Here is a 23992-nt window from a genome sequence, read left to right on the forward strand (position 1 = left end):
GTCGGCGACCCGGTGCGCGCGGCGCGCAGCCGACGCCCGTTCAGCCCAGCTCGTACTCCAGGACGTAGGTGTGCGCGCCGTCCTCGCCGACGGTCAGGTGGAACTCCCCGGTGAGCCCGGCCAGCTCGCCCGAGCCCGTCCCCGGTACGACGCGTATGGTCACCCCGCTCGTGTCCCACGCCGCGTGCTGGAGCACGAACGAACCCTTCCGTCCGTCGAGCTCACCGGTGACGTGTTCCACCGCCACGTACGAGGCCGGGCCGCCCGAGGTGTCCCCGACGGACAGCATCCGCACCTCGCTCGTGCCCGTGATCCCGCCCGTGAACGTCTTGGCGATCCGGATCCGGCCGAAGCTCGCCCCCGCCCGCTCCTCCGTCTCCACCGGTTCGAAGGCGGTCAGCTCGAATGCCCCGCTCGCCTTGTTCCCCATGCCCTGCTCCCCTCGACGATCGTGCCTGCGGCCGTCACCCATCGCCCGCCGACCGTGAGCAGAGCCTTGCACACACCACTGACATCGACGGCACCCACGGTGCGCCGGTCACGGTTCCCAACGGAGCGCGAGCAGCGCCGCGTCGTCCGCCAGCCCGGCGGGGCCGACCCAGCCGTCGACGTCCGCGAGCAGGGCGCCCAGCAGGTCCGCCGGGTTCCCCGCGGGCAGGCCGGGCAGACGTTCCGTCAGCGGGTAGAACCGGCCCTCGGCGTCCCGCGCCTCGGACACGCCGTCCGTGTGCAGGAGCAGCAGGTCGCCGGGCCGCGGCTCGAAGCGGCCCGCCGGGTAGCCGCCGCCGGTCAGCCCGAGCAGGCCCAGCGGCGGCGCCGGGAACGGCGGCTCCAGGTCGCTCACCCTGCCGGCGCGGCGCAGCAGCGGGTCAGGATGGCCGCAGTTCACGATCGTCACCGACCCCCGGTCCGGTGGCACGTCCAACAGCAGGGCGGTGGCGAACCGCCCGTCCTCCGAGCGCGCGGTGAGCGCCGCGTCCAGCCGCTCCGCGAGTCGGGTGAGGTCGGGCTCGGTCCGCGCCGCCTCCCGGAACACGCCCAGCACGTCCGCCGTCGTCTCCACCGCCGGCAGCCCGTGCCCCTGCACGTCGCCGAGCAGGATCCGCACGCCGAAGCGGGTCTCGACGACGGCGTACAAGTCCCCGCCGATCCGTGCCTCGGCCGCCGCCGCGACGTACCGCACGGCCACACGCAGCCGCCCGATCCGCTCCGGCGGCGGGCGCAGCACGGCCCGCTGTGCTGCCTCGGCCACCGTCCGGACCTGGAACAGCTCCCGTTCCCGGGCCGCCACCAGGACGACGTTGGCGGCGCTGGCCAACGTCGCGGCGAGCACCGTGATCAGCGCGGTGACGTGCACCTCGGTCGGCAGATCGGTGTTGGTGGACTCCAGCAGCCCGACTGCGAGGGCGGAGATCGCCCCGGCGATCAGCGGCACCCGGGCCGTCCGGGTGGTCGCTCCGGCCAGCACCGGCGCCACCGCGAGGACGGGGGAGAGCGTCGTGCCGGGGCCGGTCACCAGATCGGCCACGATGGCGCCGACCAGCAGCACGAAGGAGCCGGACAGCAGCAGCCTGGTGCGTCGCGGCAGGTGCAGCGGCGGCACACCGGCGGGGCCGTCGTCGGCGGTCACGCGTCCTCCAGGGCTGAGCGGCTGAGCGGGCCTACCGTCCACTCTGCTCCGCGCCCCCCGCAGGCGGCACCTCGGACGGAGACGGCTGGGCGTACCCGACTAGGCTGGGCCGCGAGATGAGACGAAAGAGCCGCCGCCCGGCCTCCCCCCTCCCGCAGCGCAACGGCGTGGACCCGGTGCACCTGCGGCTGCCGGCCGAGGGTCCCTGGCCGACCGTCCGCGCCCACCTGGTCGAGCGGCTGCCGGCCGTGGCGGCCGAGCGGATCGACGCGGCGTTGCACGGGCGGGAGATCGTCGGCGAGGACGGGCCGGTCGCGCCCGACGCGCCGTTCCGGCCCGGCGCGCACCTGTGGTTCTACCGGGACCTGCCGGACGAGGTCCGCGTCCCGTTCGACCTGGAGGTGCTGCACCGGGACGAGCACCTGGTCGTCGTCGACAAGCCGCACTTCCTGGCCACCACCCCGCGCGGCAGGCACGTCGCCGAGACGGCCCTCTCGCGGCTGCGGCACGCCCTCGACCTGCCCGCGCTCAGCCCCGCCCACCGGCTCGACCGGCTCACCGCCGGCCTGGCCATGTTCGTGGTCAGGCCGGAGGACCGCGGCGCCTACCAGACCCTGTTCCACGACCGGCTGGTCCGCAAGGAGTACCGGGCCGTCGCCCCCTACGACCCGGCGCTGAGCCTGCCGCGCACCATCCGCAGCCACATCGTCAAGGAACGGGGCGTGATCGCGGCCCGCGAGGTCGACGCCCCGCCGAACAGCGAGAGCCGGATCGATCTGCTCGACCACCGCGACGGCCTCGCCCGCTACCGGCTCCGCCCGGTCACCGGACGCACCCACCAGCTGCGCCTGCACATGTGCGGGCTCGGCGTGCCGATCCTGGGTGACCCGGTCTACCCGGTGGTGCTGCCCGAACCGGCCCCGGACGACTTCCGCCGCCCGCTCCAACTCATCGCCTCCGTCGTCGAGTTCACCGACCCACTGTCCGGTCGCGAGTGCCGTTTCGAGAGCCGCCGCACCCTGTCCGCCTGGACCGACCCGGAGGGCTGGGCCCTCGGCGCGTCCTAGGTTCGGCGAACGACGGGCCCCGGCCCGGTGGCCGATCCGCCGCCCGGCCCCACGGTGCGATCGCGGGGGCATGCCCGCGGCACTGCCCACCGCCCCGCACTCCTCGGGAGTCTCGCGGGCCCCGGGTACCCGCGAGACCGGCTCACCACCGTGATCACAGGCGGTCGAACGCCGAGATCCCCGACAGAGTCAGGCTCGGACGGCGACGCGGTGCCCGTGGCGGTGCCGACCGTGCCGCCGGTGCCGCCGACGCCGCCGACCGGTTCCGGACGCCGACGATCCGGACCGGCCGGCTCCGGACGTCGAGGCTTCAGAGGACGAGGATGAGTCGGCTAAGGCCTCGTCCGACTCGTGGTCGGAGCCTTCCGGTGCTGAGGGCAGCACGTCGATCCGACCCATCTGGCCGTGCGAGGAGTGCACCATGTGGTGGCAGTGATAGAGGTACTGGCCCGGGTAGTCGCCCCAGACCATGGCGATCCGGACGCTCTGGCCCGGGTAGATCGGGACGGTGTCCTTCAGCCCGGCCTCGGACGGGCCGACCGGCTCCCCGTCGCGGTCCAGCACCCGGAACCGCACCAGATGGGTGTGGAAGGAGTGGGGGGCGTGGAAGACCCCGGCCGGCCGGCGGGTGAGGTGGTTGTGGATCGTCCAGATCTCGCTGGTGCCGACGGTGGTCTGCACGTCGGCCCGGTCCGGGTCGTACTTGCGCCCGTTGATCCTGGTGTCCGGGAAGGTCGTCAGCCAGAACTCCCGGTGCACCGTCGCCTCCGGGATCGGCGGCAGGGTGGCCAGGACGTCCGGTATCCGGCTACGGTCCTCGGCCGCCCGGGTGATGTCGAAGCGCAGCACCTCGGACCGCTCGGTCTCCAGCGCGGCCGTGTTCTCCAGCACGATCGATTCGCCGACCGGGTAGCGGGCGAAGTCGACCACGATCTCGGCGCGTTCCGCGCCGGCCAGGGTCAACTCGTCCAACTGCACCGGACCGGCGAGCAGCCCGCCGTCGGAGGCTATCTGGGTGAACGGCTCGCCGTCGGCGAAGCGCAGCGATATGTGGCGGTTGGGCGAGACGTTGAAGAGCCGCAGGCGGTACTTGCGCGCCGCCACCTCGAAGTAGGGCCGCTCCTTGCCGTTGACCAGCATGTGCGGGCACTCGTACGGGTCGGTGTAGACCAGCTTGCCGTCGGTCTCGATCCGGGCGTCCCGGAACAGCAGCGGCACGTCGAACTCGCCGCTCGGCAGCGGCAGGCTGCTCTCGTGCGGGTCGCTGAGCAGGTAGGCGCCGGCCAGGCCGCGGTAGACGTTCTCGGCCTCCAGCCGGTGCGCGTGGTCGTGGTACCAGAGCGAGGCGGCCACCTGTTCGTTGGGGTAGCGGTACTCGCGGGTCTCGCCGGGCGAGACGAGGTCCATCGGCAGGCCGTCGTACTGCGACTGCACATGGCCGCCGTGCAGGTGGACGGAGGTGTGCACGCTCAGGTCGTTGGTCTGCTTGACCACCACCTCCCGGCCCTTGACCGCCCGGATGGTCGGACCGGGGAAGCAGTCGCCGTAGGTCCAGACGGTGGTCCGCAGCCCCTTGACGATCTCCACCTCGCTCTCGGCCATCCGCAGCTCGTACAGGTCCGAGGAGTCCGTCCGCGACACCGGACTCAGTACCGGGGGCACCGGCATGGCGTGGGCGAAGGGGACGACCCGGGCGGCCCGCCCCCCGGTCCCCGACCTGGCCGGAGCGGTCGGCAGCGCGGCTGGCACCTGGGCCAGGCTTGGTGCGATGCCCCATGGGAAGAGGGCCACCGGGCCGCCTATGGTGGCGGCCCTGAGGAGGTCTCGTCGGTTCAGCATCCTCGGTTTCTCCGTCCAGGACTCGGCGGTCGGTACGCCGCCAGGCAGTGGTCGCCGGTCGTGGCTTCCGTCCGCCCCGTCCAGCGGCTGCTGCGCCCACGACGGCGCGCGACCGGGCATTGCGGAGCGTGGCGCCCGTGCGGCGCTCCGTTACCGCCCGTCGGCTCAGTATCGGCGAGCTTCGCGCGCTCCGCATCGCGACCGCACCTGCCGGGAACCAGGGAGCCCCCTCGGGACGGCCGGCGGCCACGTGGTGCGGGGCGCACACCCGGTGCGCTCCCGGCGGCCGGCCGCTCTCGTCGGGCATGGCTGGGGCGTGTCCTCGAACTCCCGCCTGTGGGGCGGACGATGGGAGTTGAAGACACGCCCTGGGGAAGGCCTGCTATCGGCGTCGGTCTACCGGTGTCGGTCAGTCAGACGGTGGCCGGCACGACATTGGTGACGGCGAGCGCGGGGTGGACCGCTCTGGCCAGGTCCACGGCATCGCCCTCGGCCCAGATGTGGGTGAAGAAGAGGCGAGGTTCGTCCGTCAGACCGTGGTTGTGGAGTTCGACCAGGTCGATACCGCCCCGCCGCAGCGCCGCGAGCGCATCCTGGACCTCGGCGGCGACCATGGCGAGGTCGCCGCTGAGCGCGGCCCGTCCCCCGCCGAGCGGCTGGAAGTTGAAGGCCGAGGTCGCGCCCAGACCGGCCGGCAGCACGTGCCCCTCCTCGATGACGGTCTCGCGGCGGACGAAGACACAGGCATGGACGTCCTCGCTGGTCGTGCCCGTGGCACCCAGCGCGGCGTCGATGCCGGCGATGTCCAGATCGAGGGGTCGGGACGGTCGGGGCAGGTGGGGCGGTGGAGTGCCGGTGGAGTTGAGCGCGGTCCGAAGCCCGTGGGCCAGTGCCACGGCGTCATGGCCGTGTGCGCAGACGTGAGTCCACCAGATGTCAGGAGTGTGGGCCGGCAGGTGTTTGTGGATGGCGGTCTGGGCGATCCCCTGAGCATGGAGGGCGTCGGTCAGGGCCGGCAGTTCATCCGCGGTCACCACCAGATCGCCCATCATCAGTGTGCTGCCGTTGTCGTACCGGGCGAAGGAGACGTGTGAGCCCAGCGCGAGCCCGGGGCTGACGACGACGCCGCCACTGACCACGTGCAGGTCGTGTCGCGGGAACGGCGTGTGGTGGTAGGTCCGGCGGATGAGGCCGCCCGGCCGGCCGAGAGCCCGCACGACGTCGACCCAGTCCGCCTCGGCGGTGGGCACCGGCCTTGGCGCCGAGTCGACCGGCTGACCGCTGCCGGGATCACGGGCCACAGCCGGCTGTGCGGCGGTGTCCCCGCCCAGGCCGACCAGCACTGGCGCCAGTCCGGCCGCCGCCAGCAGCGGCCGTCGCGGTACGGCGGGGGGAATACTTTTCCCGGGGATTCCGTCTCCGGTCTTCACAGGCACACCTCCAGAGTCGAAGGCAAGCACAGGAGCCGGTCCCCGCGTCGTCGCCACGGCGGCGCGCGGGCACCGACTCCCGTCCGGATCGACCGATGGGAGTACGCCGGCGACCGCATGAGCGGCCGGATGGGGGAGTGAGGCCACGGGACGGCAGCCGCCCGACAGCGACACCCGGCACCCCGGGCGGCCGAACCCCACGACGGGCTCGACCGACCCGACCCGGAAGGTGGAGCGCTCGAATCCGCGCCGTCAGGAATCAGACGACGCCCAGGTGCCCAGGGACATCTCCGCGGTGATGCCCGGGCCGAACCCGGCAAGCAGCCCCTGGTGGCCGTTGAGAGCCGACTTCTCGTCGAACATCCGGCCCAGGGCGTCGAGCACGACCGCACTGGCGATGTTGCCGTACTCGGTGAGGGTGGCCCGGCTGAAGCGGAACGCCTCGGGCGGCACCTCCAGGAAGTGGCTCAGGTCGTCCAGGATCCGCGGACCGCCGGCGTGGACGATGTAGAAGTCCAGCATGCCCACGTCCCACTGGTGTTGCTCCGCCACCGCGCGCAGGGCCGGGCTGAGGGGCTCCATCGTCCCCGGCACCCGTCTGTCCAGCTGGAAGTGGAATCCGGTGGAGCGGACCGCGTAGGAGATCCACTCCTCGGTGTGCGGGATGAGGTACGAGCCGTTGCGCTCCAACCGGATCCCGGTCCCGCCCTCGCCCCGGACCACGGCGGCGGCGATCCCGTCGCCGAACAGGCCGTTGGACAGCAGCGACCCCACACCCAGGTCGGTGGGCTGGTAGCACAGCGAGCAGAACTCGCAGGCCACGATCAGCACGTTGGCGCCCGGGTAGGCCGAACAGAAGTCATGGGCCCGGTTCACCGCCGCACCGCCGGCCGCACAGCCCAGTTGGGCGATCGGCAGCTGCCGGGTCTCCGGCCGGAAGCCCAGCTTGTTGATCAGCCACGCCGTGAGCGACGGCATCATGAAACCGGTGCACGACACATAGACGATCAAGTCGATCTGCGACGGCTCCACTTGGGCCTGCGCGAGAGCCCTGACCACCACCTCCGGGACACGGGCCCTGGACTCCGACTCGAAGACGGCGCTCCGCTCGTCCAACCCCGGGTGCTTCAGCACCATGTCGATGGGTTGGATCAGATGCCGCTTCCGCACTCCGGTGTTCTTGATGAGGCGCAACGCCAGATCGAGCTGTGGATGGTCGCGGTGGAGCCTGCGTGCCAGTTCGAGGGTTTCCTCGTTGGTGATGATGTGCTCGGGCACAGCTATCGCCGGTTTGCACAGAACGGCCATGGGACTTCCTCCTGTACGGGCGGAGTTCCCGGTGTGACCCTGGCTGGCCGGGGAATTCATCACTCGACGGCAGCCGCTACGTGCCGGACGCGTGGAGACGGCGCGGCGGCGGGACTCACCGGGCGGGACCCAACAGCGTGGCAGACGAGCCGGCAGAGCGAGGATCGGATGCTCGCCGTGCGGGCGGTCGTGCAGGCCACGAGTTGGTTCGAGCCGCGTCAACCCAATCTACGGAAGGTGGGTCCAGCGCGCACGTCGGCCCGCACACTCCGAGGTGCGCGGGCCGACGTGCGCGGCGATGCCGGAAGCGGGGTGGCGGCAGGCGGGCGCCGGAGGGTGGGGCACCGTCACCAGGTGACCGGCAGCGCGAGCGGATAGCGCCAGATCGACGTGGTGTTCCACGCCAGCTCCGCGGCCGGCTTCGCCAGCGTGATCCCGGGGAAGCGCTCCAGCAGAGTCCCGAGGGCGACTTCGAGTTCGGTGATGGCCAGCGGTGCGCCGAGGCAGTGGTGCGCGCCCCAGCCGAAGGTCATGTGGGAGGGGCTGGTCCGCTCCAGGTCCAGCTCGTCAGGCCGGTCGAACCTGCGGCCGTCCCGGTTGGCGGTCAGGTAGGAGACATGCACGATGTCCCCCGCCGGGATCGTCACCCCGCTCAGCTCCACGTCCTCCAGGGCCACCCGGGGGATGCCGACACCCTTGCGGAAAGGGATGAAGCGCAGCATCTCATGGATCACCTGGGTAAGCATCTCGGGCCGCTCGCGCAGGACGGCGCGTACGTCGGGCCGGGTGAGGATGGTGTACGAGAGGTTGCCGAGCTCGTACGTCGTGGTGTCCTGGCCGGTGATCAGCAGGACCATGGCCATCACGGTGAGTTCCTTCTCGTCGAGGACCTCGTCGCCGTCGCGGGCCGTGGCCAGGGCGCTGATCAGGTCGTCACCGGGGTTCCTGCGCCGTTCGGCGGTCAGCTCGGCGAAGTACGCCCGCAGGTCGGCCTTGGCCCGTACCGCGTCCGGCTTGTTGTCCAGGCCCACGTTCATCATCGTCCGGGCGTTGGCGCGCAGCTGTGCGCTGTCGGCCTCGGGGATCTCCAGGACCTCGCAGATCGTGATCAGCGGGAGCGGGTGGGCCAGGTGCTCCATGAGGTCGGCCGGGGGACCCTGGTCCCGCATGCGGTCCAGCAGCTCGTTCACCACGTGCTGGGTGCGGTCCCTCATCCGCTCGATGTGGTCGGGTGTGAAGCCCTTGGACACCAGGCTGCGCAGTCGGGCGCTGGCAGGCGGGTCCATGACGTTGATCGCCTCGGCCTGGACGATCGGCTCGGGGGTCATGCGCGGAAAGTCCCGGCCGACGACGGCGTGCCGGCTGAAACGCCGGTCAGTGGTCACGGTGCGCACGTCGTCGTACCCCGTGACGAGCCATGCCTCCCCTTCGCCGTAGGGGAGGCGGATGCGGCTGACCGGTGCGTCGTTCATGAGCTGCCGGAGCGTCGGGTCGAACTCAAGGGCCTCGGCGAAGTCGAACGGGCAGTTCCGTGGGCTGGAGTCGGTGGACATGCGGACCTCCAGGTCTGGGCCGTGCGGGCCGGATGGGAAGGCGGACGGAATGAACGGAGCACCGGTACCCGATCGGTCGGCCGCACACACCGGTGGACGCGTGGGACCGCCGGTAATTCATCCGGCCTGCTCACCGGCTGGCACGCGCCCCGGGCCTCGCACCTGTCGATGCCGGCCGCCGTCGCGGGCCGCCCGCTGCCGGCGGACCGCTACCACGAGGCGGTCCGGCACCGGTACCTGTGGCACGAGTCCGGGGACGTGAACCCGCTGCTCCCGGACCGACCGATCGCGTCAGCCGGTGGCGGCGTAGGCGGCGATCCCTCCGTTGGTGTCCGCCAGCCCCGCGTAGCCGTCGACCAGGACGGGTGCGAGCTGCGGATTGCCGGGCCGGTCCTGGCCGGTGGTCGCGTCCAGGCTCACCGGGCCGTTGGAGGTCCTGCCGTAGACGACGCCGTGCCAGACGGCGGTGACCCGGGGCGCGACGCGGGTCTTGGCGTCGTCGGGCAGCTTCCAGAGCACCTTGCCGGTGGCGGGATCGAGGGCGAACACGCTGTCCTCGCCCGCGCACACCGTCACCGAACGCTCGTCGTACGTGCAGGTGAGGTGCAGCGGGCTGTCGATGTCCAGCAGCAGCCTGCCGGTCGTGCCGTCGGTGAACCAGGTCAGGCCCTTGGCCGAACCGTAGTCGCTGCCCTCGACCAGGACCCGGTTCGGTCCGGCCGGCTGCACCGAGACCTGGAACAGGTCCTTGTCCCCGGTCCACGCCGTGCTGCCGTCCGTCAGCTTCAGGCCCGACAACCGGCGCTTGACGAGGTCCGGGGCGCTCAGGCCGACCACCTGGTCGTCGGTGAGCGCGGAGCCGAGGAAACCGTTCTGGGTCCAGAGCGCCTTCCGGGTGGCGAGATCGACGGCGACGGTGGCGCTGTGGTCGGTGTCGGCGGCGGCGATCACCGCCGTCGTGCCGCGCACCCCGAGCACGGACGGGGACTTGGAGGTGCCGAAGCCCTGCGGGAGGTCGGCCGACAGCGACCAGGCCACCTGGTGGGAGGCGGCGTCCATGGCCACCAGCTGCACGACGGTGCGGTCCACCGCAGTGCCCTGGCCCTTGACCGTCGCGACGTCGGCGGCGAGCACCAGGCGCTTGCCGCCGACCTCCGCGACCACGGGTGCGGTGTCGCCCGTACCGGGCTGCTCGCCGTCGGCCGTGCCGAGCGTCCGACCGGTGGTCAGGTCCACGGCCCGGATGCCGCCCTGAACCGTGAGGTAGGCGGTCGGTCCGTCCAGGAGCACGCTGCCGGCCCAGGTCACGCCCGCGAGGGGCGTGGCTTGGGCCGAGGCGAAGGTGGACGGCGGGTCGAAGCCCTTCCGCGTCGCGGCCGAGGGGGTGGCCGCCGCGGGTGCCGAGGCGGCCGACGTGTCGCCGCTCGTGTCACCGTCCGTGGCACCGTTCGTGGCGCCGCCGCCCCCGCTGGAGCAACCGGCCAGCAGTGCCAGGACGGCGGCGGCCGCCGCCAGCTGCCCGGGGATCCTGTGTCGCGTCAGTGGTGCCATCGGTGACTCCCCGTCAGTCCAGGCCCGCGCCGCTGGCGGGCGGGCGATCATGGTACCGATCCGGGGATCGCCGCTCAGGCCAGCAGGGTCTGCGCCACGTGGTGGGTGTCCAGGTACTCGCGGACGGCGGTGATCCGCCCGTTCTCCACGGTGAACACGCCCAGGCAGCGGTTCTCGTACGCGGCCCCGTTGGCGGCCGTGCCGACGGTGGTCCACTCGGCCACCGCCCGGGGGCCGTCCGCGAGGACGTGGGTGAGGGTGATGGTCGGCAGGCCGTCGGCGGCGAACAGGGTGCCGACCTGTCCGAGGAACTCGCCGAAGATCTCCTGCTTGCCGCGCCAGGTGCGGGACAGGGCGAGGCCGCCCGGGTAGGTCCAGGTGGCGTCCTCCGCGAACAGGGCGATGGCGGCGTCGAGTTCACCCGCGGCGAGGAGGGTGACGTAGTCGGTGACGACGGTACGGGCGTCGGGCTGCTGCACGGTGGACTCCTCTGGTGCGTCCGGTCGGGGCTCTCCCGCCGTGACACCAGCAAATCCCCGCCGCGGCCCGGGCGGCCAACAACCGCGCGGGCCCCCCGACAACCGTCCGTTGTCCATGCAGGTCTAGTCGGTCGAGAAGCCCGGCGGCAGCTCCAGCTCGAACCAGACCACCTTGCCCTCCTCGGTCCGGCGGCTGCCCCAGCGGTGCGCCAGCTCGTTGACCAGGTGGATGCCGCGCCCGCCCTCGTCCTCGGCGCGGGCGCGGCGGATCCGGGGCGTCTCGCTCTCCTGGTCGGCGACCTCCACGGTGAGCACCCGGTTGCAGTACAGCCTCAGTTGGGTCGGGGAGCCGGCGTGCATCAGGGCGTTGGTGATCAGCTCGCTGGTGAGCAGCTCGGCCCAGTACGCGAGCGCGGTGAGCCCCCAGGCGGCCAGCGTCTCGCGGGTGAAGCGGCGCGAGTGGGCGACCATCGCGCGGTCGCCGGTGAGTGGCAGGATGGCGATCCGGTCCGCGCCCTGCGGGCGGACCTGCGCCATGATGACGGCGATGTCGTCCTCTGCGGTGCGGCCGGTGAGCCGGGTCAGCACGGCGTCGCAGGTCTGTTCCAGCGTGCCGCGCCGGTCCGCGACGGTACGGCGGAGCAGGGTCAGCCCCTCGTCCAGGTCGCGGCCCCGGCGCTCGACCAGGCCGTCGGTGTAGAGCGTCAGGATGGCCTCCTCGGGGAGGGAGAACTCCACGTTCTCGAAGGGGACTCCGCCGACCCCGAGCGGTGCGCCGGGCGGCAGGTGGACCAGGTCGGCGTTGCCCTCGGTGTCGGCGACCACGGGTGGCAGGTGGCCGGCGCAGGCGGCGGTGCAGCGGCGGTCCACCGGGTCGTACACCACGCACACGCAGGTGGCGAACTGGCCTTCGCCGAGCGCGGTGGTCGCCTCGTCCAGCCGGTACAGCACCCGCGCCGGGTCCAGCTCCAGGGTGATCAACGTCCTGGCCACGGTCCGGAGTTGGCCCATGGTGGCGGCGGCCCGGATGCCGTGGCCCATCACGTCGCCGACGATCAGCGCGACCCGCCCGGCGGACAGCGGCACCACGTCGAACCAGTCGCCGCCGACCTCGCTGACCACGCTGCTGGGCAGGTAGCGGTAGGCCAGCTCCAGCCCGAGCGTGCGGTGGATCTCCTGCGGCAGCAGGCTGCGTTGGAGGGTGAGCGCGGTGTCCCGCTCACGGCGGTAGAGCCTGCCGTTGTCGATCGCCAGCGCGGTGCGGGCGGCCAGCTCCTCGGCCAGCGAGCGGTCCGCCGGGCCGAACGGCACCGGGTTGCGGGTGCGGACGAACTCCGCGCCGCCCAGCACCAGTCCGCGCGCCACCAGCGGCACCATCAGGTACGAGTGCACCCCGGCGGCCAGCCCCGGCTGCACCCGGTCGGGGGAGGCGACGATCCGGCGCAGCTCCTTCTCGGTCACCTCGGACACCAGGACCGAACTCCGGGTGCGCAGGCTCTGCGCGTACACCTCGGCGGACTGCGAGGTCTCGCCGACCTGGTCGGCGGCCTCCGCCATGCGGCCGTCCTCGGCCGCCTCGCCGACCGCCACCGCCCGCATCAGTACCGACCCGTCCCTCGGCAACGGCCAGGGCTCCTCGTCGTTGAGTACCGCGTCGCGCAGGTCCACGGTGACGAAGTCGGCGAAGCGCGGGATCACCACCTCCACCAACTCCCGGGCGGTGCGGTGCAGATCGAGCGTGGTGCCGATCCGGTTGCTGGCCTCGTTCAGCAGACCCAGCCGCTGCTGGGCGGCCCAGGCCTCGTCCAGCGCCCGCTGCCGGGCCGCGGCCGCGTCGTGTTCCCGGGTGAACAGCAGCGCGTTATCGATCGACACCGCCGCCCGCACCGCCAACTCCCCGGCCAACGCCAGGTCCTCGTCCTCGTACGGCCGGTCCGCCAGGGTGCGGTAGAAGCCCGCGACGCCGACCGCGCTGCCGCGCGCGATCAGCGGGACGACCATGAACGAGCGCACGTTCTGCTCCTGTACGGCGGCGGTGCGCACCGGGTCGTCGGCGAACCAGGCCATGCCCTCCGCGTCCATCCGCGGCACCAGCACCGGCTGGCGGTGCGCCAGGCTCCACGCGTACGGCGAACCGGGCAGGAAGCGGTGCACTCCGCCGAGCCGGTCGATCGGTGCCAGGGTGGAGCCGCGCACCGAGTGGAAGGCGATCCGCCGCAGCAGCGCCGAGCCGTCCGCCGAGGCGCGGGCCTCCCGCTCACCCCGGACCAGCTCCTCCAGCACCTCCACCACCACCGTGTCGGCCAGCCGGGGCGTCGCCACCTCGGCCAACTCCTGCGCGGTACGGTCGATTTCGAGCGTGGTGCCGATCCGGGTGGAGGCCGAGTTGACCAGCGCGAGCCGCTCCTGCGCCGCCTTCGCCTCACTCAGCGCCTGCTGCCGGGCCAGCACGGTCTGGTGCTGGCGCAGGTACAGCCGGGCGTTGTCGATCGCGACGGCCGCGCGCGAGGCCAGCTCGTCGCCGAGGGTGATGTCGGCCTCGGCGAAGGACTCCCGCTCGCCGCGCCGCGAGTACACCACCATGCCGAGTGTGGTGCCGCGCGCCACCAGCGGGGTGATCCGCACCGAGTGCGGCCGGTCGCTCGGGAACGCCTGGCTGTGGTTCTCGTTGATGCCCTCGCTCAGCGGCGGCAGCTCCCAGGACGGCACCACCACCGTCCGCCCGCTGGTCATCGCCCGGGCGTACGGGGAGTCGGCCGACAGCTCGTACACCGCGTCCACCGGCAGTGCCTCGCCCGGGTACAGCGGGTCGACGGTGGCCAGCGCCAGCTGGCGGACCAGCTGCGGGGCGTCCGGATCGGGCGGCTCGACGTTGCGGCCGGCCACCAGCGCCTCCAGCGCGAACACCCCGCTGATGTCGGCGACCCTGGGCACCATCGCGTCGGCCAGTTCCCGGGCGGTCTGCCGCAGGTCGAGAGTGGTCCCGATCGAGGCGGTCGCGTCGACCAGCAGGGCGAGCCGCTCCTGCGCCCGGGCCGCCCGGGCGTCGGCGCGGTAGCGCTCGGTGATGTCGACGACGGTCGCGCTCACCCCGAGCACCCGCCCGGCCCGGTCCGCCAGCCGGAAGTAGGAGGCGGACCAGGCGTGGTCGGGCCGCGGATCCCCCGGGGTGCGGCCGTGTGAACGGAAGTCCACCACCGGCTCGCCGTCCGCCAGCACCTGCCGCATCACCGTCTCGGCCTCGGCGGCGTCGATCCCCGGCAGCACCTCGGTGAGTCGGTGGCCCATGTGCTCGTCGGCGTCCAGCCCGTCCGTCCTGGCCATCGCCTCGTTCAGCCGGATGAAGCGCAGCTCGGTGTCGAACACCGCCATGCCGATCGGGGACTGGGCGAAGAACCCGTCCAACACGGCCAGATCCGCCTGGAGCCGGTGCAGCGTGGTGACCTCGGACGCGACGGCCAGCACCATCGGCGCCCCACCGGGCCCACGGATCGGATGGGTCCGGAACTCCAGGTTCACCAGGTGCCCGTCCCGGTGCCGTACGGGGAACACCCCGGACCACCCCCGGCCCGACAGGATCTGCCGGAACAGCTCCAGCACCTCGGGCCGGTCCTCGTCCGAGGTCAGCAGCTTGGCCGCCTTCCGGCCCACCGCCTCGTCCGCACGGTAACCGAGCAGTGCCTCCGCGTCGCCGCTCCAGTGCAGGATCCGCCCGTCGGCATCGGTCAGCGCCGTGGCGATCGGCACCATCAGCAGGGCATCGTGCCGCGGCTCCCCCTGACGCTGCCCTTCGTCGTTCACCATGGCCAGAGACCCGCCCGGAGATCGTTCCCACCAGCCCTGCCATCTTCCCACGGGCCCTGGCACGGCCGCTCACCGTGGCGGCGGGAGCCGCCCCCGGGGCCGGGCCCACCGAATCCCGCGCCGCAACGTCGGGCACACCAGGAGCCGCACCAGCCGGTTGTGCACGATGCGGTACCCCGGCGTGACCCACGACCCCGCTCTGCCGCCGGCCGGGTGCGCACCGTCCCGGTACACGTACCGCACATACCGCCGCCACAACGGCCCCCCGGCCACCGACAGCACCGGCGCCGCCGCCACTGCCCCGATCCACACCGCGCTCCGGCAGAGGAAGTCGGTCGGGCTCCCCGCTCTCATGGGTCGACTGTCGCACGGATAGGGGCAGTCGGAGCCGTGTTCCACCGACCCTGACGAGTCCGCCGTCGACCAGCTCGGCGATCCCGCTGGCGAGGCCGCGGCGGAGAGTGCCGAGGACGGCGCCGCATCCGGTGAGTGACCGCCCGCTGGCACGCCCCGCCCGTCCGGCACGGCCGGACGGGCGGGCCCGGCGTCCTCGGCCCCGCATCACCGGGTGGTGGCGTGCTCCCGGGCCGGTGCGGCCGGCTCCGGCTCGGTGCCGGCCTCCGCGCGGGATTCGGCACCGCGGGCCGCGAGCGCCAGCACCGCGCCGACGAGGCAGAGCGCCGCGGCGACCAGGACGGCGCGGTCGGTGCCCGTGGCCAGGGCGCGGGCCGCCGCCTCCGGGCCCGGGCCGGTCGCGCGGGCGGAGCCGGCGACGGCGACCGTCACCGCCACGCCCAGGGCCGAACCCAGGTAGCGGGAGGTGTTGTTGGCGCCCGAGCCCATGGCCGTGCGGTGGGCCGGGACGCTGCTGACCGCCAGCCGGGCGAGGGCCGCGTTGAGGACGCCGCTGCCGATCCCCGCGACCGCCAGGCCGGGCGCCAGCCGGAGCCAGGGGGAACCAGGAGTGAGCCCGTACAGTCCGGCCTCGCCCAGGCCGCAGACCAGCAGGCCGAGGGCGACCTGCGCGGTGGCCGAAAGGCGGGTCGCGAGGCGGCGGGCCTGGAGGGCGGAGACCACCGACAGGCCCGACCACAGGGCCAGCACGCCGCTCGCCGCCAGGCCGGACAGGCCGAGCACGCCCTGGAGGAGGGTGGGCAGGTAGCTCATGAAGCCGACCAGTGAGAGCCCGGTGAACAGCGCCCCGCCCGTCGCCGCGATGAAACCGGGGCTGCGGAAGAGCGAGAGGTCCAGCATCGGCTCGCGGACCTTCGCCTCGACCACGGCGAAGGCCGCCAGCAACAGCACCCCGGCCGCCAGCAGCGCGACCACCGCGGGCCGCCCCCAGCCGCTGCGGCCCTCGGCCAGTCCGGCGATCAGCAGGGACGTCCCGGCGGCGAGGGTCAGCACGCCGTACGGGTCGAGCGCGCGCGGCTCCTCCGCGCGCGACTCGGTGAGGTACGCGGCGGCGCAGGCGGCCACGGCGGCCGAGACCACCGCGAGTCCGCCGCCGACCGCGCGCCAGCCGGCGCACTGCCGCACCAGTGTGCCGTAGACCGGCCCGACCGCGATGCCGAGGCCGACTGCCGCGCCCCAGATCCCGAGTGCCCGGATCCGGGCCGGCCCCGGTGGGTGGGCGTGGCTGATCAGGCCGAGGGCGGGCGCCAGGACGGCGGCCGAGGCGATGCCGAGCAGCACCCGGGCGGTCAGGTAGACGGCGCCGCCGGGGGCGAGTGCGGCCAGGGCCTCGGCGGCGGCGAACAGTGCCACGCCGAAGGTGAAGACCCGCTTGCGGCCGTGGTCGTCGGCGGCGCTGCCGGCGGTGAGCAGCAGCGCCGAGATGCCGACCAGGGTGCCGGTGAGGATCCAGGTGCGGCCGGAGGCGCCGAGCTGGGCGGCCTGGGCGGTGGCGGCCAGCGAGGCGGTGGGGGCGGTGTAGGCGACGGTGACCAGGGCGGTGGCCGCCGCGGTGACGGCCAGCGTTGCGCCGGGTCGGACGGATGCGGCCACTGGGGCGGGGGTGGAACCGAGTGGTGCGGGGGACATGGATGTTCCCTCCGAGCGCGGGACCGATGGGTCTGGTGAATGAACCTTCGTCGCGACGGCACGCTACCACTGTTGGTCTGTTCATTGAACCTATTGGGGGAGTGGACTAGGCTGGCCCGCATGGCGCTGGGAACCGACTACGAACTGCAGGACTGCGCACTGGCCCGCGCGCTGGAGGTGGTCGGCGAGCGCTGGAGCCTGCTGATCGTGCGCGACGCGTTCTACGGCGTGCAGCGGTTCAACGACTTCCTCACCCATCTGGGCATCCCCCGCGCCGTTCTCACCGCGCGGCTGAACGCCCTGGTCGCCGCCGGGGTGCTGCGCAAGGAGCCGTACCAGCAGGCGCCGCTGCGCCACGGCTACCTGCTCACCGAGGTCGGCCTCGAACTCTGGGGTCCGCTCTACCAGTTGAGCCGCTGGGGCGGCCGACACGCCACCGAGGGCGGTCCGCACCACCTGTTCGCGCACGCCGCCTGCGGCACCGACCTGGACCTCGTCGGCGCCTGCCCGAAGTGCGGCGGCGGGCCCGTCCCCCCGGTCGAGGTCGCCATGCGCCCCAACCCGGCCCGCACCGGCGGCCGCCGGGACGACCCGGTCTCCCGCGCCCTGGTGCGCCCGCACCTGCTCCTCGAACCGATCGCCTCGGCGGCGGCGTAGCGGCGCGCCGCCGGGCCGGGCCGGACGGGCAGGGCGGGCCGACGAGGCCGCCGGCAGGTCGCCGACGGCCTCCGGGCGCAACGGCTCAGGGGGTGGCAGGTCGGTCAGGAGTGGAACCGGACCTCCGGGTTGGCGGCGGTCGGCCCGTCGAACAGTGGCTGGTCGATGTCCTTCAACTGGAGGTCGAAGAACGCCCCGACGTACTGGCGGGTGAGCTCCACGCCGCGCCGGCCCGACATGGTGGTGCCCGGGCCCTGGGGCATGCCGAGCGCGTCGAAGAACATCGGGAAGTCGGTGAAGCTGCCGTGATTGGCGCCGTCGAAGCTCAGCCACCGCTTCCAGCCGTCGAGCCGGGCCCAGCTCGTGGACCAGCTGCCGTCGTCGCCGCTGCTGCCGGCGTCCTGGTGGTTCATCATCAGGAACGGCTTGCCGCCGATGCCGGACTCGGGCACCAGGTAGTCCATGCCGCCGTCCAGGTCCACCCCGGCCTGGATCCGGTCGTCGGTCACCAGTGCGGGGACGCTGGCCGCGCCGCCGGCCGAGTGCCCGGCCATGCCGATCCGGTCGCGGTCGATCATGCGGGCGTAGCGCCAGGCCGGGTGGGGGCGGTCGGTCAGCTGGTCGATGACGAAGGAGACGTCCTTCGCCCGGCTCTCGTCCAGGCCCTCCCACTCGTCCGGCTTGAGCCTGCCGCACATCACACAGGGAGCGTCCGCCCGTCCGGGAAGGTGGTCCCGGTGTTCTCGTAGGTGTGGTCGACCAGCGCCACGACGTACCCGCGGCTGCCCAGGTCCTCGGCGAGGCTGGTGAGCGAGGCGCGCGGCATGGTGAAGCCGGGTGACAGCACCACCAGCGGATAGTGGCCGCCCTGGGGGCGGGCGTCGGTGCTGGACCACGTCCGGGTGTTGGTGACCGACTCGGTCGGGATGGTGCTGGTCAAGGGCTTGGAGTCCAGCAGCATCCGGGCGGCCGCGGCGGTCATGTACGGGGCCGGGCTGCCGGTTCCGGCGTGCGCGGGGTAGTACATCGTGACCATCAGCTGACGCGGCCCGGCGGAGGGGACCCATGGGTCCGGACGGTCCTCGTCGACCAGGTGCAGGACCTCCTGCCCGACCGCGTACGGCCCGGTCGGGCGCGGGAGTTCGAGGTGGAGGGCGTGAGGGGCGGTGGCGGAGACGCCGGCGCCGGCCGTGGCGGCGACCGGTGCGGCGGGCGCGGCCAGGGCGGGTGCGGCGGCGGCGACGGACAACGGGAGCGCGAGCAGCAGTGCTGCCGCGGCGGCGGTCGTGCGAAGTCGGCTCATATGAGCGACGGTAGGTCGTCGGCACGGGAACTGACGTCACCTCAGCGGCGTATTGATCCCGGCCGGGACGCACCCGGAGTGCCCCCTAGGGGACGGGCGGACGGGCGGGATCAGTGGATCGCCTCCAGGATCGTCGCGTTGGCCAGGCCGCCCGCCTCGCACATGGTCTGCAGTGCGAACCGCCCGCCGCTGCGCCGCAGTTCGTGCACCAGGGTGGTCATCAGCCGGGTGCCGCTGGCGCCCAGCGGATGGCCGAGGGCGATCGCGCCGCCGTTGACGTTGAGCCGGGCCGGATCGGCGCCGGTCTCCTGCAGCCAGGCCAGGACCACGCTGGCGAAGGCCTCGTTCACCTCGAACAGGTCGATGTCGGCGAGTGAGAGGCCCGAGCGGCGCAGCACCTTCTCGGTCGCGGGCAGCACGCCGGTGAGCATCGGCAGCGGGTCCGAGCCGGTGACCGCGAAGGAGTGCAGCCGGGCCAGCGGCCGCAGACCGAGCCGGGCGGCGGTCTCACTGCTGGTGATCAGCACCGCGGAGGCGCCGTCGTTGATCGGGCTGCTGTTGCCCGCGGTCACCGACCAGCTGATCTGCGGGAAGCGCTCCTCGTAGGACGGGTCGGCGAAGGCGGGGCGCAGGCCCGCCAGCACCTCGGGTGTGGTGCCCGGGCGCACCGACTCGTCCATGGTCACCAGGCCGCCCGGCGTCCCCACCGGGACCAGCTCGTCCGCGAACCGGCCCTCGGCATGGGCTCGGGCCGCCTTGGTGTGCGAACCGGCCGCGAACTCGTCCATCGCCTCCCGCGTGATCGACCACTTGGCGGCGATCAGCTCGGCGCTGACTCCCTGCGGGACCAGTCCGCCCGGGTAGCGGGCCGCGATCGAGGCGCCGAACGGGTCAGCCCCCGGCGGCACGTTGGACCACATCGGCACTCGGCTCATCGACTCGATCCCGCAGGCCACCACCACGTCGTACGCCCCGGCCGGCCATATTCGCCCCTGCTCGGGCCGCCCGCGCCACTCGCCGGGCGAGTGCTCGCTGGCCTCCACCTCGCCCCACGGCAGCAGCCGCTCCCCGCCGTCCGCCCCGACCAGCGCCAGCCCGCCCATGTGGACCCGCGCGGACCGCAGCCCGGGAGCGCGCCGCGGCCGCCCGTAACCGGTGGTGGCGAGCACCGCCGCGGCGGCCACCACAGGGGCGGGCCACCACTCGCCGAGCGCCAGGCAGAGCGCCTCCGCGAGGACCGCCGCCGCGGCGTCCGCCCAGGTCCGCGCCCGCCAGGGCATCGGCCGGAAGCCCCGGTGCACCCGCACCACCGGCCCGAGCGGCCCGAGCGACCCGGCCGGCCCGCGCCGGGCCTGGCCGCTCTCCGGCATGAGCGACCGCGCCCACACCGGCGACCACACCATCGCCACTCGGCCTCCTTGCCCTCGGTGGTCTCCCCAAGCGGAATCACGACTGTCGGAACACCGGCATCAACGCCCGACCGGCTCCGGGAACAGTGCCAATCGACACCTTTTGGCCCGAAACGGTCGGACCGTGTCCCGTTCCACCCCGAGAGGAGTCGATCAGCGCCCCGCCGCGCCGGCCCCGAGCTGCAGCCGCCGAAGCAGCGCCGTCCCGACCGCGTCCACCGACCGCCGGGTATTGACCAGTACCGCCACCCCCACCTGCTTCTCCGGATCGAACGCGACGAAGGAGCTGAACCCGCCCGTGCCCCCGTTGTGCCACAGCTGCAGATGGCCGCCCTGCCGGCTGTGCAGCCGGTGGCCGAGCCAGCCGAGGTGCGTCCAGGCGAACGGGTTGACCCGGTGCCGGGTCTCCCGGGTGAAGATGATCGCGGGCGCCAGCGGCCCGTCCGGCTCGCGCTCGGCGGACAGCTGGGCCCGCAGGAGCATCACGAGGTCGGCGGCCGTGGACCGGAGCCCGCCCATGCCCGGTATCGCCGCCAAGTCCCAGTACGGCACCGGCCGCCCGCCCGGTGTGTGCCCCCGCGCCAGCCGTCCGGACCGTTCCTCACCCGGCCGCAGGCAGGTGTCGGCCAGCCCCAGCGGCCCGCAGACCTCGCGCGCCACCAGCTCCCCGTACCCGGCGCCGACCCGCCGGGCGAGGGCCAGCCCGAGCAGTCCGGCCCCGAGGTTGGAGTAGCGGAAGCTGCGCCCGGGCACGGCCCGCAACCGCGTCCTGGCGAGCCCGTCCAACACCGCCTCCACGGTGCAACGGGCGTACGGATCAGGCTTGTTGGGTGTGAGCAGCGCCCGCACCGCCATGCCCCTCGGCAGCCGGGGGAGACCCGAGGTGTGGGTGGCGAGGTGCCGAAGGACGATCGGCTGCCCGCCCCGGACCGGGACGGCCACGGCGTCGTCGAGCACCTCCGCGAGCGGCTCGTCGAGCCGCACCGCGCCGTCGAGGGCCAACCGCGCGAGCAGGAGTGAGGTGAACACCTTGGTGACGGAACCGACTTCGAACAGGGTGTGCGGACCGGGCACACCGCCGCCCGGGCCGGTCCGCCCGGCGCCGCGGATCTCCACGTCGCCGTCGGCCAGCCCGGCGACCACCGCGCCGACGTGCTGGCCCGCGAGCCGGTCGGCGGCCTGTTGTACGAGACTGGCGAGTTCTTCCATGGCTGTGAGCCTAGGCCGCCCCGACCTGCGAAATCGTCCGCCCCGAAGCCGATTTCGACAGCCTCCCGCTGCTCCTCCGGGCGTACGGGGCGCTATCCTCCGCATCGTATGGACGTCGCAGCGTGCTCCTCGCCGGATCGGCGGAGGCGGGCTACGACTCCCCGAGCGCCGCCCGCAGCCGGGCCGCGACCTCCACCGCTACCGCCTCGTCCGGGTACTTCCCCCGCGGCCAGAAGAACCCGCGCAGCCCGTCCTTGGGGTTCCGCGGCACCACGTGGACGTGCAGATGCGGCACCGACTGGCTGATCCGGTTGTTCGCCGCCACGAAACTGCCCGCCGCGCCCAGCCCCCGCTCGACGGCCGCCGCCACCCGCTGCACCCGCAGGAAGAACGGTCCGACCTCGGCGGGCGGGAGGTCCGCCAGGGTCCGGTGGTGGGCACGCGGTACGACCAGCACATGGCCGGGGAACAGCGGCCGGCGGTCCAGGAAGGCCACCGCCGCCTCGTCGTCCAGCACCCGGTGCGCGGGCTCCTCGCCCGCCACCACCGCACAGAACACGCAGTCCATCCGTCCATTCAAGCGACCGGCGGAGGCCCCGGCACCCCCGCAGGCCCCGGGTCCGCCCGACGGCGCCCGTCCGGCCGCCGACCGGGTGCGCTCGCCCCCGCACCGGTACGCGCTCTCCCCACGCGTACCGCTACGCGCGCCCCTACTCGTACCGGTACAGCAGCGCCTCCCGCTCCGCCTGCTCGATCATCTCGATCGTCAGCGACTCGTCCCGCAGGTGCGACAGCGTGATCTCCGCCGAGCTCGGCTGCGCGTCCTTGGCCAGCCAGTTCCCCGGCTTCCACGCCGACCCGCGCAGGAGGGCCTTCGGGCAGTGCGCGTACACCTCCTCCACCGCCACCACGATCGCGCTGCGCGGCGGCTTGCCGACCGCCGTCAGCTGCCGCAGCAGCTCCGGGTCGGTCGAGACGCAGGCCCGTCCGTTGACCCGCAGGGTGGTGTCCCGACCCGGTACGACGAAGAGCAGCCCGACCCGGCCGTTCTCCAGGATGTTGTGCAGCGTGTCCAGGCGCTTGTTCCCGGTCGCGTCCGGTATGGCCAGGGTCTGCTCGTCGAGCACCGAGACCAGCCCGGCCGGCCCGCCGCGCGGGGAGACGTCGCAGCGCCCGGCGGCGTCGGAGCTGGCGACGAACACCAGCGAGGAGCACGCGATCAGCCGCTGCGCGGCCTCGTGCAGCCGGTCCACCTGCTTGCGGCGCGCGTGGTCACCCGGCTGCTCGTAGATCTCGCGCAGCTGGTCGGGGTTGGTGAGGGCCTCCGCGCTGAGGGCGGCGAACAGCCTGTTCGGCGTGGCCGTAGCGGTGGTTGACGGAACGGCAGCATCCGGTGTGGTGGTCATACCGGGAATCTACGGGACCCGGGGGAGCCGAGCCGGAGTCCTTCGCCACACCCCCGGCCCGCGGTCCGCGACCGGCTCCGTCCCGCACCGCCTCCCCGGCCGCTCCCCCCGGCTTCCCCAGCTCTTCGCGAAAGGGCCGCGGTACCCCTCCCCACCAGCGGTTTTCCGCTGATAATGGGGCCAGGGACTCCAGCCAGCCGGAGGTGGTGGTCGTGATCGTCAGAATCTGGACCGGGCAGGTCGTGTCCGATCGCTTCGAGGAGTTCTGCACGCACCTGACCTCTCAGCTGATTCCGCAGCTGGGGCGTACGGACGGCTGTCTCGGCGGCGAGCTGCTGCGCTCGGTGACCGAGGGAGGGCACCGGGTGCTCGTGGTGAGTCGCTGGCGGGATGAGGAGGCCCTGCGCGGGTACGCCGGGCCGATGTGGCGGATCCGGCCGGTCTGCTCGGAGGGCGAGATGTGCTTTCTCGCGCACCCCCCGGTGGTCACCCACTTCATGCCGATCACCGCACCCGCCATGCTCTGAACCGCCGGCCTCGGATACCGGGGCTCCGCGTACCGGGGCTTCACACCGGCCGAACGCCGGGGCCCTACGCCGACAACGGCACCGGGTGGATCTCGTCCGCCGGGTGCCCGGTACGGTCGTGGACCCGTAGCACCGCTTCCTTGGTCGGCGCCTCGGACAGGCAGTACACCGTGCCCGAGTCCGGGTCCGCCCACGCGTGCTCGAAGTGGACGCCTTCCTCGCCCTCGATCGCCAGGTCAGCGGCGTGGGCCGCCTTGAGCTGCTCCGCCGTGATCCCCTTCATCCCGTGGTGGGTGTCCATGAACTTCGCCATCGCCCTCGCCTCCGAACGTTCCGGTCCCCACCACCAGCCTCGTCCTCGGTGTGTGACGGCGCCACCAGGCGGCGTGGCCGCAGCGCCGGACGGGCCCCGCCACACCACGGGACCGGTCGGCCCGGAAGCAGCGTCCGTCACTGCGCGGCGCATTCCCCGCACCAATCGTGAAACAGGCCACAGTCGAAGACCCTCCCTGGACGCGCGTCGCTCGTGGCAGAATGACGTCAACAGCAGTGACGTTCAGCGCACTCCGGGGTCGGTGAAAATCCGAACCGGCGGTTACAGTCCGCGACCCGTCCGCAGCCAGCGGCCGGTTGACCAGGTGAAATTCCTGGACCGACGGTTAAAGTCCGGATGGGAGGCGTGCGCGGGCGGACGAAGAGCAGTACCCGTGGTCCATCGAAACCGGACCGGACCGCGGTCAGGTGAACGGCGGGAGAGGTGTCTCCCGGGCCGGGCGA

Annotated in this window: 20 protein-coding genes, 1 pseudogene and 1 riboswitch; of the genes and pseudogenes, 4 read left to right on the forward strand and 17 right to left on the reverse strand. The window is 73.2% G+C overall.

What is annotated here, in order from left to right; all coding sequences use genetic code 11:
* Positions 1-40: 40 nt before the first annotated feature.
* Positions 41-430 (reverse strand): DUF3224 domain-containing protein, encoded by a 390-nt coding sequence (locus ACH4E7_RS24130; RefSeq protein ID WP_396251096.1) that lies wholly within the window; start codon positions 428-430, stop codon positions 41-43.
* 108 nt (positions 431-538) lie between these two features.
* Complete coding sequence (locus tag ACH4E7_RS24135) at positions 539-1630, reverse strand: PP2C family protein-serine/threonine phosphatase (protein WP_396251097.1); 1092 nt, start codon at positions 1628-1630, stop codon at positions 539-541.
* 116 nt (positions 1631-1746) lie between these two features.
* Here ACH4E7_RS24135 and ACH4E7_RS24140 point away from each other — a divergent pair, with 116 nt between their 5' ends.
* Entirely contained in the window at positions 1747-2697 is a 951-nt protein-coding gene (locus ACH4E7_RS24140) for a pseudouridine synthase (RefSeq protein ID WP_396251099.1), read from the forward strand.
* Positions 2698-2886: 189 nt separating this feature from the next.
* Here the strand turns inward: ACH4E7_RS24140 and ACH4E7_RS24145 are convergent, their stop codons facing one another.
* The 4 genes from ACH4E7_RS24145 to ACH4E7_RS24160 all read right to left on the reverse strand — a co-directional run bounded on the left by ACH4E7_RS24145 (position 2887) and on the right by ACH4E7_RS24160 (position 8827).
* A complete protein-coding gene (locus ACH4E7_RS24145) occupies positions 2887-4536 on the reverse strand; it encodes a multicopper oxidase family protein (RefSeq protein ID WP_396251100.1) in 1650 nt (549 codons plus the stop codon).
* 413 nt (positions 4537-4949) lie between these two features.
* Positions 4950-5879, reverse strand: a complete 930-nt coding sequence (locus ACH4E7_RS24150) for a DUF1259 domain-containing protein (protein ID WP_396251101.1) — start codon at positions 5877-5879, stop codon at positions 4950-4952.
* 339 nt (positions 5880-6218) lie between these two features.
* A complete protein-coding gene (locus tag ACH4E7_RS24155) occupies positions 6219-7274 on the reverse strand; it encodes a type III polyketide synthase (protein WP_396251102.1) in 1056 nt (351 codons plus the stop codon).
* Between the two features lie 347 nt (positions 7275-7621).
* The gene (locus ACH4E7_RS24160; RefSeq protein WP_396251103.1) at positions 7622-8827 is read right to left on the reverse strand and encodes a cytochrome P450; all 1206 of its coding nucleotides are present in this window, start codon (positions 8825-8827) and stop codon (positions 7622-7624) included.
* A 21-nt stretch (positions 8828-8848) separates the two neighbouring features.
* Between ACH4E7_RS24160 and ACH4E7_RS24165 the strand changes: the two are divergent.
* Positions 8849-9076 (forward strand): annotated as a pseudogene (locus ACH4E7_RS24165) (S-adenosylmethionine:tRNA ribosyltransferase-isomerase); the annotation flags it as partial.
* A gap of 42 nt (positions 9077-9118) precedes the next feature.
* Here the strand turns inward: ACH4E7_RS24165 and ACH4E7_RS24170 are convergent.
* The 4 genes from ACH4E7_RS24170 to ACH4E7_RS24185 all read right to left on the reverse strand — a co-directional run bounded on the left by ACH4E7_RS24170 (position 9119) and on the right by ACH4E7_RS24185 (position 16704).
* Entirely contained in the window at positions 9119-10378 is a 1260-nt protein-coding gene (locus ACH4E7_RS24170; RefSeq protein ID WP_396251104.1) for a PQQ-binding-like beta-propeller repeat protein, read from the reverse strand.
* A 74-nt stretch (positions 10379-10452) separates the two neighbouring features.
* The gene (locus tag ACH4E7_RS24175; RefSeq protein WP_396251105.1) at positions 10453-10857 is read right to left on the reverse strand and encodes a nuclear transport factor 2 family protein; all 405 of its coding nucleotides are present in this window, start codon (positions 10855-10857) and stop codon (positions 10453-10455) included.
* A gap of 123 nt (positions 10858-10980) precedes the next feature.
* Positions 10981-14661 (reverse strand): SpoIIE family protein phosphatase, encoded by a 3681-nt coding sequence (locus ACH4E7_RS24180; RefSeq protein ID WP_396251106.1) that lies wholly within the window; start codon positions 14659-14661, stop codon positions 10981-10983.
* Positions 14662-15222: 561 nt separating this feature from the next.
* A complete protein-coding gene (locus ACH4E7_RS24185) occupies positions 15223-16704 on the reverse strand; it encodes an MFS transporter (RefSeq protein WP_396251107.1) in 1482 nt (493 codons plus the stop codon).
* Between the two features lie 120 nt (positions 16705-16824).
* On the opposite strand from ACH4E7_RS24185, the gene ACH4E7_RS24190 reads away from it, so the two are divergent.
* Positions 16825-17361, forward strand: a complete 537-nt coding sequence (locus ACH4E7_RS24190) for a winged helix-turn-helix transcriptional regulator (protein WP_396251108.1) — start codon at positions 16825-16827, stop codon at positions 17359-17361.
* Positions 17362-17465: 104 nt separating this feature from the next.
* On the opposite strand, the gene ACH4E7_RS24195 is transcribed toward ACH4E7_RS24190, so the two are convergent.
* From ACH4E7_RS24195 to ACH4E7_RS24220, 6 genes are all read right to left on the reverse strand, one after another.
* Positions 17466-18059, reverse strand: a complete 594-nt coding sequence (locus tag ACH4E7_RS24195; protein WP_396251109.1) for an alpha/beta hydrolase family protein — start codon at positions 18057-18059, stop codon at positions 17466-17468.
* A complete protein-coding gene (locus ACH4E7_RS24200; protein ID WP_396251110.1) occupies positions 18059-18664 on the reverse strand; it encodes a hypothetical protein in 606 nt (201 codons plus the stop codon). The genes ACH4E7_RS24195 and ACH4E7_RS24200 overlap by 1 nt, the downstream gene beginning before the upstream one ends.
* Positions 18665-18774: 110 nt before the next feature.
* Positions 18775-20073, reverse strand: coding sequence for a thiolase family protein (locus tag ACH4E7_RS24205; protein ID WP_396251111.1), 1299 nt, complete (start codon positions 20071-20073; stop codon positions 18775-18777).
* Between the two features lie 153 nt (positions 20074-20226).
* The gene (locus tag ACH4E7_RS24210; RefSeq protein WP_396251112.1) at positions 20227-21282 is read right to left on the reverse strand and encodes a serine hydrolase domain-containing protein; all 1056 of its coding nucleotides are present in this window, start codon (positions 21280-21282) and stop codon (positions 20227-20229) included.
* 151 nt (positions 21283-21433) lie between these two features.
* The gene (locus tag ACH4E7_RS24215; RefSeq protein ID WP_396251113.1) at positions 21434-21850 is read right to left on the reverse strand and encodes an HIT family protein; all 417 of its coding nucleotides are present in this window, start codon (positions 21848-21850) and stop codon (positions 21434-21436) included.
* 142 nt (positions 21851-21992) lie between these two features.
* Positions 21993-22688 (reverse strand): MSMEG_1061 family FMN-dependent PPOX-type flavoprotein, encoded by a 696-nt coding sequence (locus tag ACH4E7_RS24220; RefSeq protein ID WP_396251114.1) that lies wholly within the window; start codon positions 22686-22688, stop codon positions 21993-21995.
* Between the two features lie 212 nt (positions 22689-22900).
* Here ACH4E7_RS24220 and ACH4E7_RS24225 point away from each other — a divergent pair, with 212 nt between their 5' ends.
* On the forward strand, positions 22901-23215 hold the full coding sequence (locus tag ACH4E7_RS24225; RefSeq protein ID WP_396251115.1) for an antibiotic biosynthesis monooxygenase family protein: 315 nt from the start codon (positions 22901-22903) through the stop codon (positions 23213-23215).
* Positions 23216-23279: 64 nt separating this feature from the next.
* Here the strand turns inward: ACH4E7_RS24225 and ACH4E7_RS24230 are convergent, their stop codons facing one another.
* Positions 23280-23528 (reverse strand): SCO4226 family nickel-binding protein, encoded by a 249-nt coding sequence (locus ACH4E7_RS24230; protein WP_396251116.1) that lies wholly within the window; start codon positions 23526-23528, stop codon positions 23280-23282.
* Positions 23529-23773: 245 nt separating this feature from the next.
* Positions 23774-23901: riboswitch (FMN riboswitch) on the forward strand.
* Positions 23902-23992 lie beyond the last annotated feature (91 nt).

It is taken from the genome of Kitasatospora sp. NPDC018058 (assembly GCF_044327205.1).
GTDB lineage: Bacteria > Actinomycetota > Actinomycetes > Streptomycetales > Streptomycetaceae > Kitasatospora.

Bases quoted from the DNA above. Each gene is read 5' to 3' on its own strand.
- ACH4E7_RS24130 (WP_396251096.1), bottom strand. From the start codon at position 430: ATGGGGAACAAGGCGAGCGGGGCATTCGAGCTGACCGCCTTCGAACCG.
- ACH4E7_RS24140 (WP_396251099.1), top strand. From the start codon at position 1,747: ATGAGACGAAAGAGCCGCCGCCCGGCCTCCCCCCTCCCGCAGCGCAAC.
- ACH4E7_RS24145 (WP_396251100.1), bottom strand. From the start codon at position 4,536: ATGCTGAACCGACGAGACCTCCTCAGGGCCGCCACCATAGGCGGCCCG.
- ACH4E7_RS24155 (WP_396251102.1), bottom strand. From the start codon at position 7,274: ATGGCCGTTCTGTGCAAACCGGCGATAGCTGTGCCCGAGCACATCATC.
- ACH4E7_RS24160 (WP_396251103.1), bottom strand. From the start codon at position 8,827: ATGTCCACCGACTCCAGCCCACGGAACTGCCCGTTCGACTTCGCCGAG.
- ACH4E7_RS24170 (WP_396251104.1), bottom strand. From the start codon at position 10,378: ATGGCACCACTGACGCGACACAGGATCCCCGGGCAGCTGGCGGCGGCC.
- ACH4E7_RS24180 (WP_396251106.1), bottom strand. From the start codon at position 14,661: ATGGTGAACGACGAAGGGCAGCGTCAGGGGGAGCCGCGGCACGATGCC.
- ACH4E7_RS24185 (WP_396251107.1), bottom strand. From the start codon at position 16,704: ATGTCCCCCGCACCACTCGGTTCCACCCCCGCCCCAGTGGCCGCATCC.
- ACH4E7_RS24190 (WP_396251108.1), top strand. From the start codon at position 16,825: ATGGCGCTGGGAACCGACTACGAACTGCAGGACTGCGCACTGGCCCGC.
- ACH4E7_RS24195 (WP_396251109.1), bottom strand. From the start codon at position 18,059: ATGTGCGGCAGGCTCAAGCCGGACGAGTGGGAGGGCCTGGACGAGAGC.
- ACH4E7_RS24200 (WP_396251110.1), bottom strand. From the start codon at position 18,664: ATGAGCCGACTTCGCACGACCGCCGCCGCGGCAGCACTGCTGCTCGCG.
- ACH4E7_RS24210 (WP_396251112.1), bottom strand. From the start codon at position 21,282: ATGGAAGAACTCGCCAGTCTCGTACAACAGGCCGCCGACCGGCTCGCG.
- ACH4E7_RS24215 (WP_396251113.1), bottom strand. From the start codon at position 21,850: ATGGACTGCGTGTTCTGTGCGGTGGTGGCGGGCGAGGAGCCCGCGCAC.
- ACH4E7_RS24220 (WP_396251114.1), bottom strand. From the start codon at position 22,688: ATGACCACCACACCGGATGCTGCCGTTCCGTCAACCACCGCTACGGCC.
- ACH4E7_RS24230 (WP_396251116.1), bottom strand. From the start codon at position 23,528: ATGGCGAAGTTCATGGACACCCACCACGGGATGAAGGGGATCACGGCG.